Source organism: Campylobacter sp. RM16189, assembly GCF_012978815.1.
GTDB lineage: Bacteria > Campylobacterota > Campylobacteria > Campylobacterales > Campylobacteraceae > Campylobacter_A.
This window is the reverse complement of the sequence record NZ_LIWR01000003.1, coordinates 94965-108624: the sequence shown is the minus strand read 5'-3', so window position 1 is coordinate 108624 and position 13660 is coordinate 94965. Positions and strand designations below refer to the sequence as shown.

At 35.1% G+C, this 13660-nt stretch carries 10 protein-coding genes; all 10 read right to left on the bottom strand.

Annotation, left to right across the window (positions count from 1 at the left end; all coding sequences use genetic code 11):
- Window positions 1-9 precede the first annotated feature (9 nt).
- Window positions 10-2217, bottom strand: coding sequence for a polyribonucleotide nucleotidyltransferase (locus CDOM16189_RS02705; RefSeq protein ID WP_169974293.1), 2208 nt, complete (start codon window positions 2215-2217; stop codon window positions 10-12).
- Window positions 2218-2892: a phosphoribosyltransferase family protein gene (locus tag CDOM16189_RS02700; RefSeq protein WP_169974493.1), complete on the bottom strand. Its 675-nt coding sequence runs from the start codon at window positions 2890-2892 to the stop codon at window positions 2218-2220.
- A 26-nt stretch (window positions 2893-2918) separates the two neighbouring features.
- The gene (locus CDOM16189_RS02695; RefSeq protein ID WP_169974295.1) at window positions 2919-5102 is read right to left on the bottom strand and encodes an LPS-assembly protein LptD; all 2184 of its coding nucleotides are present in this window, start codon (window positions 5100-5102) and stop codon (window positions 2919-2921) included.
- Window positions 5092-5544, bottom strand: coding sequence for an RDD family protein (locus CDOM16189_RS02690; RefSeq protein WP_169974297.1), 453 nt, complete (start codon window positions 5542-5544; stop codon window positions 5092-5094). Before CDOM16189_RS02690 ends, CDOM16189_RS02695 begins: the two co-directional genes overlap by 11 nt.
- Window positions 5541-6800, bottom strand: a complete 1260-nt coding sequence (gene purD, locus CDOM16189_RS02685; RefSeq protein ID WP_169974299.1) for a phosphoribosylamine--glycine ligase — start codon at window positions 6798-6800, stop codon at window positions 5541-5543. Before purD ends, CDOM16189_RS02690 begins: the two co-directional genes overlap by 4 nt.
- A gap of 234 nt (window positions 6801-7034) precedes the next feature.
- On the bottom strand, window positions 7035-7679 hold the full coding sequence (locus CDOM16189_RS02680) for a uroporphyrinogen-III synthase (RefSeq protein WP_169974301.1): 645 nt from the start codon (window positions 7677-7679) through the stop codon (window positions 7035-7037).
- A 24-nt stretch (window positions 7680-7703) separates the two neighbouring features.
- Window positions 7704-8210: a DNA-deoxyinosine glycosylase gene (locus tag CDOM16189_RS02675; RefSeq protein ID WP_169974303.1), complete on the bottom strand. Its 507-nt coding sequence runs from the start codon at window positions 8208-8210 to the stop codon at window positions 7704-7706.
- Window positions 8207-8584, bottom strand: coding sequence for an MmcQ/YjbR family DNA-binding protein (locus CDOM16189_RS02670; RefSeq protein WP_169974305.1), 378 nt, complete (start codon window positions 8582-8584; stop codon window positions 8207-8209). The genes CDOM16189_RS02675 and CDOM16189_RS02670 overlap by 4 nt, the downstream gene beginning before the upstream one ends.
- A gap of 54 nt (window positions 8585-8638) precedes the next feature.
- A complete protein-coding gene (locus CDOM16189_RS02665; protein WP_169974307.1) occupies window positions 8639-9277 on the bottom strand; it encodes a cupin domain-containing protein in 639 nt (212 codons plus the stop codon).
- Between the two features lie 468 nt (window positions 9278-9745).
- Window positions 9746-13393 (bottom strand): ATP-dependent DNA helicase, encoded by a 3648-nt coding sequence (locus CDOM16189_RS02660; protein ID WP_169974309.1) that lies wholly within the window; start codon window positions 13391-13393, stop codon window positions 9746-9748.
- Between the last annotated feature and the right edge of the window lie 267 nt (window positions 13394-13660).

Sequence of the window (13660 nt, the reverse complement as noted above, 5' to 3'; positions counted from 1 at the left end):
TTTTAAATTTTACTCAGCTAAAACAAGGGAAATTTTATGCCCTTTTTGCTCACTTACCCTTACCTTCACCACATCGCCCTCTTTTAGAGGTGTAGAGATTTTAGAAATATGAAGCAGTCCATCAACTCCATCCTTTAATCCCACAAAGGCGCCAAAATCGACTACTTTTTTGACTTCTCCTTCAAATTCATCGCCAATATTAAATGTAGGTTTTGACCTCTCTTTATCTCTGTTATCTCTTCTCTTTCCACCACCAAAGCCATTTTTAGAGCCATCTTTTGAGACTATTTGGATAATATAATCTTTTGCCGCATCAACCTTTGTCTTTTGAGCTCCTGCGATTTTTACCTCACCCTTTTCTCTATCAAGATCTATTGATACCTCAAACTTCTCTATAATCTCTTTTATAGTTTTTCCAGCCTGACCGATAATATCAACTATCTTGCCAGGATCTACGCTAAATAACTCAAGCTTAGGTAAAATTTCTTCATTTACAGCAATCTCTTCATCTGCTTTCTCCATCAAATTTAAGATATGAAGCCTGCCTTCTTTAGCTTGCTCAAGAGCTTCTTTTAGCACTTCCAGACTAATTCCGCCAAGCTTTATGTCCATCTGAAGTGCGGTTATGCCATCTTTGCTACCCGCAACCTTAAAGTCCATATCTCCGTCATGATCCTCAAGACCCATTATATCGGTCAAAACGGCATGTTTATCACCTTCAAATATAAGTCCCATAGCCACGCCGGCAACAAGTTTTGCACTATTTACACCTGCGGCGCGAAGTGCTAATGAACCACCGCAAACGCTAGCCATAGAACTTGAGCCATTGGATTCTAAAATCTCAGAAACTAAGCGAATAGTATAAGGGGAATTGATATCTATACTAGGAGATAAAGCACGTTTAGCTAAATTTCCGTGCCCTAGTTCGCGTCTACCAGGCGCTTTTAGAGGACTGGCTTCACCGACGCTAAATCCAGGGAAGTTATAGTTAAACATAAATTTATCAACAACAGCCGATTTTTCAGTTAGCATATCATACATTTGCGCATCACTATCAGTTCCAAGAGTCGCCACCACAAGAGCTTGGGTCTGACCTCTTGTAAACAGACAACTTCCGTGAGCATTTGGCAATATATTTGTCTCAATAGAGATTGGACGCACGTCTTTAAGCCCTCTGCCGTCAGCCCTTGTTTTCTCGTTGATAATCTGCTCTCTAACTATCTTTTTCTTAAATTTGCCAAGGACATTCATTATCACATCCTCACTCCAGCCCTCTTTTTGAGCCACATCATCGGCAAAAATTTGCTTAGCTATCTTTCCAAGCTCACTAGCTCTTTCGCTTTTTGCCATTTGATTGATCGCAAATTTTACCTCTTTTTTATAAAACTCATCAAGATAAATAGCAATGCTTTCATTCTCGATTTCAGGTTTTAGCTCAAGCTGTGCGTCCTCTTTTTTATGGGCCAAAAACGCCTCTTCGTATGCGTTAGATGCTCTAAGTATGGCCTTACCTGCTTCAGCTATTGCCTCTAGCATCAAATCTTCGCTAAACTCGTTCATATCTTGCTGCAATATTATTCCGTCATTTATATTTGGATCCATCATAGGATCAATCGCCATCATAGGTACCGCTTCACTCTTTGCTTGAGCGATACTTCTCATCTCTATCATCAAAAGCTCATCTTTAACACCGGCCACATAAAGATCAAGCGCACTTGTTTTTAGTTCGCTATTACTAGGATTTATAACAAATTTATTATCTATATATCCCACTCTTACGCCACAAACCGGTTGACTTACAGGAATATCACTAAGATATAGCGCTACTGAGGCTGCATTTAAGGAGACCACTTGCAAATCCACCTCCGGATCGGCAGATAATACCATTACCACAATTTGCGTAGGATACGCATAGCCCTTTGGAAACAGCGGCCTTAAAGAGCGATCTATAATACGTGCCGTTAGAGTCTCAAAATCACCAGGTTTTGTCTCTCTTTTAACATATCCGCCGGGAATTTTCCCTGCAGCATAGGTCTTTTCTATATACTGAACCGTTAGAGGCAAAAAGTCCTCCTCCACTTGTGAATCTTCACGAGCGACAGTGGCCAAAACGACAGTGTTTTTAACTCTTAGCAAAACGGCTCCACTGGCCTGTTTTGCAACCTTATTTATATCATAAATTTCAACTTGATTATTTACTTCTATTGAATACTGCATCTATTTGATATCTCCTTGTTTTTGTAATGGTATATAAAACGGGCTCTCCTCAAGTATAGAGAGGATTACCTCTGGTTTTGGCTCGATCTTATTTTTATAATAAAAATCCACATCTATAAAATTTACTATTTTGTGAACTGCAAAAATATTATCCACAAGCGGCGCAAGTGCATTTGCAACATCTACTGCTATAGAAGGAGTAGCGTAAGTAACTGATTTTACTCTCTCTTTAATCAGAGTTTTAAGACATGTAAGCGCCGTAAAACCTGTCTCGCAACCCTCATCAATAAGCAAAATATTTCTATCTTTTAAATTCTTAATTAAATTTCCCTTTCTGTATTTATAAACATTTTTTAAAATTTTTTCTTCATATTTTCTCTGAGCCTCTCCGTATATAAAATCATAGCTTATATTAAATGATTTTATGAGCTCATCATGAAGAACTATATCATCAGCTTCACTAACCATGGCAATTTCACATTCAGGATTATTTGGAGCAAAAACCCTCTCGGTAAAAAGCATCTCATAGCTTAGCTTTAGCTCCCTTGCGATAACATCTACCAAAATTACCGAATCAATAGAGGAGCAGATGAGTAGATATTCATTTTGAACAAGCTCTTTTTTAGGTAAAATTTCAAGTAACTTTTTTGCGGCATCAAGCTGATTTTCAAACATAAGATCATCTAGATTGACCACGCTACCTACCTGCCTTCTTCGTAACTTTCACCAAGTGAAAAGTCATAATGAATGCCACCCATAGGATAGAAATTAACCATAAGATATACGCCCTTTGATTTTTTAGAGGCTGAACCGCCACTTGTGCTTGTAGGCTCAATCTTTTCTTCATAAAGAATAGAGTAATTCCAGCACTTTCTCTTATGAGCAATACCTAGCCTCCAATCTTTTGTATATGCTCTTTGTATATCATATTGAAGTCTGCCAAGAAGCTTATAATTGTGCGGTAAATTTATAGAGCCTGTCCCGCTTATAAAATTTTGCACCTCTTGGTCGCTCTTTTTTTCGTATGTGTGCCATAATCCTAGGTCAAAATATCTATTATCGTGATTGGCTCCTGATTGTATCTTTTCAATATATTTATGCTTGTGCGAATACTCAAGTTTATTATAAAATGATAAATTTGTCATAGGATAAAAGCCTATGATATTTTTTAGATTAGAGTATCTACTCTCTTTAGTATAGTATCCTTGCGAGATAGTGTGTCTTAAAAGCTTTCTGCCGTCTTGATTGAAAAAATACTGAGTTAGCCTAGCAGCCACTTCATCTTTAGTGTATGGAAAGTTTATAAAGCTTTGATATTTATTACCATACATATCATAGACATAAGTATTTTGATCATACTCTATAGTCTCATAGTCATCCGGAAGCTCTCCATTACTGTAGCCTCTAGTTATATAGTCTATTCCTAAATTTAGACTATGATAAAAGCTTTCATAAGCCTTAGCAATATCTGTGTGAAGTGAAAATTTATGAGAAATTTCTATATAGCTTGCGCTATTGTCTTCGTCTCCAGTAGGTCTATACATCTTATTTGAGTAATTTATCTGAGTTGCATACAAATGGTTATGATATGAAAACGTTAGATAATCTTGTAAAAACGGAATATGAACTGAGACCGGCAAGCTAAATTCATGCTGCGTAGCCTCTACGCCGATTTTTCTTGTATAGTTACGAGAGTAAAAATCAACCGAATAAAGAATATTCGGCAGCATCATACTATCTGTATATTTATGATATTGAAAACTTGGATACTCTTGCAAAGTATCTTTGTTCTCATTTATATTACCAACTTTTGCGGTATCTATATAATATCTTGCATAACTACCAAAATAATGTTTATCGCTGCTTATAAAATAGTTAAATTTAGAGGTTATAAGCGAATTCTCCTCATTATTATCACCGCTTCTGCTTTTTAAATTAATAAAATCTATATCATTAAGCTTGGTAGCATCCAGCCACAACCCCTCTTGCAAGTTACCGTCTATAAGATGCTTTACTAGCCTACTACGTTCGTATTTGACTTCTACGCCCTTATGTGTTTTGTTTTTTAAAGGAAGTCTATTAGAGTTTTGAGATATCTGTTTTTGCCTATAACTATCTTTATCATCAAAGAATCCAAATCCGATAGAGCCGCCAGAATAATGAGAATCTGCGAATCTAAATACCGTATAAAGCCCGGATCCTCTAAGAGTCCTAATCTGAGGATCAAGCTGTAGATCCCAAGAGTTGTATTCGGCTATGTATATTGGCTGTCTGTAAAAAAATCCACCGTTTTTATTGTATCCCAAATCCGGAGATAAAAGTCCTGTTCTTCGCCTAGTATCAGTGGAAAATCCAAAGTAAGGCAGGTAAAACATAGGAGTATCGTGTATATACAAGACCGGATTATAAAGATGTAGATATTTACTCTCTTTATTCAACTTTCCGCTACTAAATTTTATCTTCCAGTCCGGATTTTGTACGTTGCAACTAGATACGATAGAACCTCTAGTTTCATAGTATTTAGAGTTGCTCTTGCTTTCGTCGTTTTGCATCCATACTTCCATGTCTTTATTCATGAGAAATAAGGCCTCGTAGCTACTATCTTTACTGTTTAGGTCTATCTTTGCGTAATTACAACGAGATACCTCCTCTTTACTACGCATCAAATTTACATTTCCAAAAAGCTCTAAAATTCTACTATCTTGATTGTATACGGCCTTATCCGCACTCATTATGTACTCTTTGGAATAAACCAGCACGTTTTTATTTGCGGTTACTATATTTGCCTCGCGTTTTACGTCATCTGCCAGCAGTTCAAAGTCTTGAATATTTGCAAAAACACTCACAAACGAAACAACTAAGACAAAAAATAGTCTAATAGACATCAATCACCACTGTTTTTGCAAATTTGTCATGCCAAGTTTGAAGAAGCGGATTAGAGAGCGCCCAGATACATCCTAGGAAAAATACATTTTCACTTACAACCCTCATGAGCGCCCTGATGATAGAAATTTTAAAATTAGGCTTATCAAGCAAATCTATATCTACACATACAATTTTCATCACTATTTTACCTATGCTGGCACCATAATACCAAGTAAAAAATGCCTGATATACGACTTTAAGAGCAAAAATTTGAACCAATAAATTTGAAGTCATCATAACAGTTTCTTCGTAGTTTTTTACACCTTCAAATATATCCCAATATATAATCAAAAATAGCATCGAAAGCAAAAGCTCGTCTATGGCGTAAGCAAGTGCACGCTTTTTAAACGGAGCTAAAGTTATATTTTCACGCTGTAGTTTATCTATGATATTTTGGCTCATTTTTTATCTTTACCAAGCATCTGCCAAGCTATATCTTTTCGGTATTGAGAGCCTTGAAATTTGACATTTTCGCAAAGCTCATAAGCTCTATCTCTGGCCTCTTTTATGCTTTTAGCAACACCTACACACACTAGTACTCTGCCTCCGTCTGCATAAATTTCACCATTTTCTTCACTAACTCCAGCATATGCGATATGAGAGTTTTGAGGCACTTTTAAAACTTCTATCTTGGCTTTTGGCGTGCTTGAATATGGATAGTTTTTACTAGCCATTACAACTCCGACCGCAAATTCATTCTTTAGCTTTACCTCTTTTAGTTCACCTTTTGCGGCATTTAGTAAAATTTCACTTAAATTTCCATCTATCAATGGCATCAATACTTCACACTCTGGGTCTCCAAAGCGCACGTTAAATTCTAGCACGTAAGGCTCATTATTTACCACCATAAGCCCTACAAAAAGCACTCCACAAAAAGGATTGCCTTCTGATTTCATGCCTTTTAAAGTAGGCTTTACGACCTCTTCTTCTACTTGTTTTATGAGTTTAGTTGTCGCTAATGGACTTGGAGCGTATGCGCCCATCCCGCCTGTATTCGGCCCCTCATCATTATCAAGCAATCTTTTATGATCTTGAGCCACAGGCAAGCTTACAAAATTTTCTCCATCACAGATCGCAAAGAAACTTAATTCAAATCCGTCTAAAAATTCCTCTACTACTACGCATTTGCCGGCATCTCCAAAACTCTCTCCACTAAGCATCTCTTTTGCACTGGATTTTGCCTCTTCTTTGGTTTTTGCGATTATTACGCCCTTTCCTGCACATAACCCATCAGCCTTTACTACGATAGGAGCGTTTAGTGAGTCTATAAACTGGCTTGCCTCATTAAAATCATTAGTATTTAGATATCTTGCCGTCTTTATACCGTTTCTTGCTAAAAAGTCCTTCATAAAGGCCTTTGAGCCTTCAAGTCTAGCGGCACTTTTGCTAGGTCCAAATATCAAAAGTCCATGCTCTTTAAAAATATCCACCACTCCTTCACTAAGCGGAGCTTCCGGGCCTACAATAGTTAAAGTAATATTATTTTCTTTAGCAAAATTCGCCAGTTCGTGATAATCTTTGACTTTTAAGTTTTTTCCGAGTTTTGAAGTGGCACCGTTTCCAGGTGCAAAATATAAATTTGATACGTTTTTTTCGCTTTTTAGCTTAAGTGCGATTGCATACTCTCGTCCGCCGTTTCCGATTATAAGGATATTCATAGTAGCTCCAAATTTTAATACCCAAGTGAGCGGTGTGTAAGTAAGTGGCCCTAAAACTAAAGCCAACCTTGCAAATAGGCGATCTCCTTTAGGTTGCAACTTCTCGCGCTTTTTGGGCGTTCAGGCAAAGCCACATCACACAGATACCGCACATCTTCGCCAATACTAATGTGTTGGACCCAAAAAAATACACTGCCGAATCACTCAGGCAATTAAATTATATAGTGATTTTGCTTAAAGTAATGTTTTAGCAAGCTCTATGCAGTAATCCACGCTTTGAATTTCGCTAGTTATGGGCTTTGTGAATTTCATGAGCTCACCGCTTGTGGTTTTGCCTATACTGACGGCTTTATAGCTATCGTCCCAGCCAAAATTTAATATGAAATTATTCACAGCTGAAGGAGCGGTAAATATCAAGATGGAGTTTGATTCTGGTTTATGCTCTACTCCTACCCTTTTACACGCATTTTGATAAGCTATTACCTGGGTTATATCACATCCATTTTCTCTTAAAATTTCACCCACTCTTGAGGCGGTCTTTTTAGCTCTTAAAAATAGGGCTTTTTTGCCTTGTATTAAAGGTGCAATCTCGTAAGCAAATTCGTTTCCGTGAGAGTTTTGTGCTGTATAAATTTTCTCAAATCCAACCTCTTTGGCGGCTTTCGCGCAAGGCTCTCCGATGGCATAAACTGCAATATTTTTTTCAATATTTATATCGTTAAATTTTAAAGCGCTTATTGAATTTTTAGATGTAACTACAAGCACCTCAAAAACAGCTAAATTCAGATTAAATTCTAAAAATTCAATCTCGCTAAGATTTAGATTTATTATCTCTTTATCGCTACTCTTTGTGTTAGAAACTAAGAAAATTCTAGGCATTGCAGACCTTTTAACTTTGTTTGATTATATCAAAATTTTACCTATCTCGCTCCAGCTTATAAGTAACCTCTCAAGGCTAAATTTTGCATTTGCAGGACTTGTTGAAGGAAGTTTTATGATCTCTTTTTTAGTGGCTTTTAAAATCTGCTCATTTTGAAATTTTTTAGAAATTTCATAAGCCTTATTGCCATTTGTAAACACTTGAGAAATGCTCGCAACTTCAAATATAGGCTCTAAATTTGACGGGCCTATCTTAGTCATTTTGGCATCACTTGAACCAGTTATTTCACAAACAAGAGCCGCGTCATAAATTGCAATCTTATGCTTTATTAACAATTCTATTTTCTCATCGGTATTTTTTGGAAGCTGACAATCTAAAACTGCCGCAAGCACTCTCCAAAAACGATTTTGAGGATTGGCATAGTAAAATCCCTGCTCTCTTGAAGCAACCGAAGGAAATGAGCCTAAGATTAGAATTTTAGAGTTTTTGTCAAAAATCGGCTTAAATGGATGCGTGAGCAAACTATTCATCTTGTTAGCTCGAAACTTTGATCTATGAGATCAAAAATTTGCTCTGCTGAAATTTCGCTATCTAAATTTATACTTATCCAGTGCTTTTTATTCATATGATAAGCGGGCATTATGCGCTCATTATCACAAAGAATATAGGCAAGAGACGGATCGCATTTTAAGTTTAATATATTCAATTCGGCGCTATATTTCTTAGCAATTTTCTCATTTAGTTTTTTGGCATCTACGGGCAGGAGAGCGGCAAACCATTTTTTATTTTTCGGATGTCTAAAAATGGCTATTTTAGGGCTTCTTTGGAATATAAATTCAGGGGCGATATTAAATTTGTCCTCGATATACGACACTATCTTATCTTTTAAATTTCTACCGCCCATCTGCCGCTTTCAATTTTTTGAATGGATTATACCAAAATCAATTGCGGCGTAGAATTAATCTCTAGTAACTATTAACAACATCTTAAATTTATCTTTTATTTTTAAAGCATGCGGTATCTTTCCTGGCATTACGATACTATCGCCTGATTTTATATCAAATTTTTCATCAGCTATAGTAAGCTCCAACTCGCCATCAAGAGCCACCAAAAGAGCATCACCAGGTGCAGCATGCGTTGAAAGTCCTTGCGCACCGTCAAAACTCATCAGAGTCATAGTGCCGTTTTCGTTTTTTACAAGAGTTTTACTTACGACCTTGCCCTCTTGATACTCTATCGCATCTGCCAAACTAAAAATTTCAGCCTTTGGTAAATGATTTATCATCACGTTCTCCTTTAAATTTATTAAGATCATCTTAGTTTTCTCTTTAGTCTCAAATTTACGCCAATAATTTTTGGCTATAAGAAAGCCGCCGTTTTGCTTTAGATCAAATTTTTCATCTTTGTAAAAAAGTGAAATTTCTCCTTCTAAAACCCAAGCCAGCGAATCACCAAACCTCTTCTCCTTATCAAGCTCTTCATCCTTGTCAAGAGCAAACAAATCTATATCTAAATTTTTGCTTGAAAATAGCCTTTGGCTTACTATGCCGCCGCTTTGGAAATAAATTTCATCTTTAATATTGTATATTTTTGGCATTTTTATCCCTTTGGTAATTTCGGACAATTATAGTGTGATTTAAAAATATTTTTGTAGATTTAGATCAATGAATTGATATTTATTTACATTTTATAAAAGAAGCTGGATTTTAAAATTTAGTAAATTATATAAATTACTCCTACTCTTCTACTATTCAATACATAAACCAGTTTAAAGTTAAAGTCTTGTGCTTACCGAATACCGACAAATCCATCTAGTTTAAGTTCTTTTTTATATTTTTTTTGGAATTCATAATTTCAAATAGTGTAGATTAGCCTAAAAAATAAAATTGCCTATTTAGCTTGTACTCCATATCATTTTTTGATATTTTTTATCATTTATAATTCATCCAAAGTAATGTCTAAGATGGCACTTCTATCTCATAAACAGCCTTCATAACTTTATGTTACTACTCAGAATATTTTGTAAAAACAGCATCAATATAAAATTTTAGTAACGCAGAAAGAGTCAAATGTCCGCCATCCATGTTCTAATTTTATTCTCTATTAATTCTGCGTCTATGCTCCCGTCTAATCCATCTTTAGTAATTATTAAATTCCCTTTAATTTCTGATATACCTTCGCTTTCATAATTTACTTTTTTCTCTTCCCAACGCTTTCTGTATGATAAATCACTTAACATTCCAAGATGTTCAAGATAAGCAGTTTTTCCTTCATAATTTAGAGTAAAATCAGGGACATAAATTTTGCCATTAACATTTAATGGCTCCTCGTATAAATAATCAACTTTAATTTTATTTAAAATATTAGCAACTATTACCTCAGACTTTGATCTAACCATTTCACCTCGACTTGTTTTATGAATCAGATTTTCTGCAAAGTATCGTTTCTGCTTTCCGATATTTATCTCCGTAATATTTGGAGTTTCGAATAAATCTGTATATCTTTGTTTGGTATCGGAATACCAATCATTGGCATACCGAATTAATTCTTCGACGGGTAGATCACTTATGATCACTAATTTTTCCTTTTGACGGGAAAATGCGGTATATAATAGTTCCTTTGTGATAAATAAACTTTTTCCGTTTATAATTACTATGGTTTTTCCAAAACCGGAACCCTGTGATTTATGGACAGTTAGAGCATATGCAAGTTCTAGCTCGGAATCACTATTATCTCCACCAAAATCATCTTTCAAATAGGAAAATTCTTTTCCCTCAAAGGAAGCAAAGCGGAATTTATACCACTTCGTATTCTTATCATTCTTACCGTAATGTCCTGGATAATTTGACATGATTCCAATTTCACCGTTTGCTACATATGCCTTTCCAGATGAACCATCCCAATAGCAGCGTTCGCCATTTACATTTGATATGATTTTGTCTCCATATACTATGTTTTGAATCGATTGAGGGCTATATTTTGAATACCAATATTTATTCCATTCATCAACAATATGTTTGCGATATTTTTCGTGAATCAGACTATTTAAAAAACAACTCCCTACCCCAATAAATTTAGTTGCAGATAAAATCTGCCAATTTTCTATATATTTGCCGGTCGGATAATTGGTATACTTATCTATTGTAGCACCTAAACTAATGTTAAATCCATCAATATCATCTTCATCATCCATATTTGCAATTTGTGGTATTTTTTCAAATAAAACTTTTTTCAGATCTTCTAAATCAGTATATTGAACAAATTGAAAACGACTATCTATTTCATTATTTTGAATACGATAAATTAGATCCTTATCGATAGAATCTGCGTTGGAAAATATTTGAGCAAATATCAAGTCATCTCCACCCGCTCCCTGCCTCATCTCCGTTTTTAATTTTGCAACATTTTTAGGATAGTAGCCTTCCAAATAATGGATTAAATCTACAAATGGACGTCCCGCTCCTATGGGAGGCAATTGATTAGGATCCCCTATAAAAATAATTCTGACTGCATGCGTACCAACCAATTTTAATATACCGGCAAACATATTCTCCGTCAACATTGAACTTTCATCAATAATTACCGTCTTAGCAATACTGGAACTTGGTTCTGTTGGCATTTTATACGTCATCGTATTCCAATTGAAACCCTTTGAACGAGTAAGAAATTGTGCCACAGTCATAAATTCAGCATTCACTCCATTTTTCTTAAATGAGTTCTCAAGCTGTACTCTCGCTTTACCTGTAGGAGTCAGCGCTAATACTCCACCGGTTTTAATCTCTTCAGAAGAAGCAAAAATACCCAATGCCGATGTTTTGCCCGTTCCGGCTCTTCCTAATAAGACAGATATCCTAGATGCTTCAAGAATTCCTAATGCCGTCGCCTTCTCCTCACGAGCTAGTTTATCATTTTCTTCATTATTTTTCTCCAGCTCTCCAAATTGGTCATCAATAATCTTCCGCCAGTTCTGTTTCTTTGACAAACCGTCTTTCAAACGATTTTTGACTACGTTAACCACTAATTCCTTATAAATTTGATATTCTTTCAATTTAATATATGTATTTTCCTCATCAACATACAATTCACCTTTGTTTAAAAAGTTAACAACACCTTCAATTTTCTCTGTTTTAAAATCAGTTTTATTATCTAATGGAAGTTTATTGATTTCTTCAACCGTTTGATCATAACTAAGTAAAGTATGTCCAGTAGCCGCAGCTTTTTCCAAAACATATATCACCATTGCTCTAAATCGGCGTTTATCACCTTCTGTTCTCATTTTAATCGGGTTCTCAAGCGGATACTTATTTATTACCAGTGGATTAACAAACATTGCATTGTCGATTTGAGAAATAGCAATCTGAATACTCTCTTCTTCTTTTCTTGTCAATTCATATAGGAGATAGGGATTGTTCAAAATTTCTTCAGATTTACACTTTAACTTGTTCCATGCATAAATAGACTGTTCAACCGAAAGATTTAATCGAGACAACAGTTCGAAATATTGTACTCTTACTTCATCTTTTAACAAGCCGTAAAATTCATCTTCATTTTCAGCCAAGCTTTCATCTAATTCTTCATCCTCCGTTATCTTATCTCCCATAAAATACAATTTCAATTCTGAAATCAAATCATTAGTAGATGTATCGATATATTTTGCAATATCAAATCCGTATCTTAAGCCAAAAGCTGAGAGCATAGAGCCAAGTCCCGGAAATATTCCACGCTGATTCCAAATTCTTTCTAATTGAATATCAATATATTTAAGTTGCATATTAACCCATTTATGATTAGCTTTTTTGAGATTAAGTTCGGCTATATTTTTTAATACAGTTTTTGCTTGATTTAGAATATCAATTGCCGCATCATAGCTAACCCATTCTGCTGTATATGAAAACTCTTCTCTAAAACCTGCCGGTTCAAATAATGTAATGCTTTCCATATCAAAATCAGGATGACTTTGAGTATAGTCTAATATTTCATGATAAGGCATTAAAAAGCCTTCTTTACCATCATTTCTTATAGAGTGAGCCACATTTGTTTCCCAAATATAGTTCTTTTCTTCGCTGCTTCCATCCGATGAATATTCCTGAAGTTCTATATTCGATACGATATTCCCTATTCCGGCAATCACACGCCTATTGTCTTCAATAAATGGTACTTGTTTGTAGTAAGGAAAAATCAGCGAATTATTTGGACTAATCCCTGAAAAAAAATATTCAAAAATCCCTTTTTGAGACTCGCCATGTGATACCCATGCACTCGACCAATTAAGCATTTGCTCTGTCTTTTCTAAATCAAAATAAAAATTATAATATTTTTGCTTTTCTGTAGCATTTTCCTTTGAAGCCCAAGAAAATGGACGCAGCAAAAAAGAATATGGTTTTAACTCAAAATCAGTTTTAGTAAAATGCTTAAACCTTTCGTTCTCTTCTTTATATGGATGGTTCATTTCAAGGCAAAGTTTAGTATCACTCATGAAAGCCGCATTTTCCGTAATCCAACTCTGCATTTTCAATGAGCCTACTTTTTCATATTTTTTACCTTTATTGTCATCTTCAAACTCTAAATCTCTTGATTCCGCAATATTAGGTATTACTTGGGCAGTCACATTAAACTTGGGATTATCGTCAATTCTTCCAGTATAATCATTGTCCTTCCAAGGAATTCTTGTCGAAAAGTGTTGTACATATTTTGTTTTCAATCTACTATCCATTGATCGCGCTCTCCTGATTTTAATATCAAACACTCTATATGCTATTCGCTATTTTCCCTATCAATATTAAAATAACAATTCTCACATAAAAACCTAACTTAATATATTAATTAAACTATCTGTCTTTTTACAACTTTTGCAAAAGGACAGATAGTTTATTCCATATCTTATCGTGGAAAGTCGATAGAGGCTATTGTTTTAATTATTATTTTTGACAGACTTTTATATTTTAATACTATTAGAATTTTTTAACCTATAAATCATTAA

What these genes read in the sequence shown, in the direction of transcription:
- CDOM16189_RS02705 (WP_169974293.1), bottom strand. Translation starts at nt 2,217, where the DNA reads ATGCAGTATTCAATAGAAGTAAATAATCAAGTTGAAATTTATGATATA.
- CDOM16189_RS02700 (WP_169974493.1), bottom strand. Translation starts at nt 2,892, where the DNA reads ATGTTTGAAAATCAGCTTGATGCCGCAAAAAAGTTACTTGAAATTTTA.
- CDOM16189_RS02695 (WP_169974295.1), bottom strand. Translation starts at nt 5,102, where the DNA reads ATGTCTATTAGACTATTTTTTGTCTTAGTTGTTTCGTTTGTGAGTGTT.
- CDOM16189_RS02690 (WP_169974297.1), bottom strand. Translation starts at nt 5,544, where the DNA reads ATGAGCCAAAATATCATAGATAAACTACAGCGTGAAAATATAACTTTA.
- purD (WP_169974299.1), bottom strand. Translation starts at nt 6,800, where the DNA reads ATGAATATCCTTATAATCGGAAACGGCGGACGAGAGTATGCAATCGCA.
- CDOM16189_RS02680 (WP_169974301.1), bottom strand. Translation starts at nt 7,679, where the DNA reads ATGCCTAGAATTTTCTTAGTTTCTAACACAAAGAGTAGCGATAAAGAG.
- CDOM16189_RS02675 (WP_169974303.1), bottom strand. Translation starts at nt 8,210, where the DNA reads ATGAATAGTTTGCTCACGCATCCATTTAAGCCGATTTTTGACAAAAAC.
- CDOM16189_RS02670 (WP_169974305.1), bottom strand. Translation starts at nt 8,584, where the DNA reads ATGGGCGGTAGAAATTTAAAAGATAAGATAGTGTCGTATATCGAGGAC.
- CDOM16189_RS02665 (WP_169974307.1), bottom strand. Translation starts at nt 9,277, where the DNA reads ATGCCAAAAATATACAATATTAAAGATGAAATTTATTTCCAAAGCGGC.
- CDOM16189_RS02660 (WP_169974309.1), bottom strand. Translation starts at nt 13,393, where the DNA reads ATGGATAGTAGATTGAAAACAAAATATGTACAACACTTTTCGACAAGA.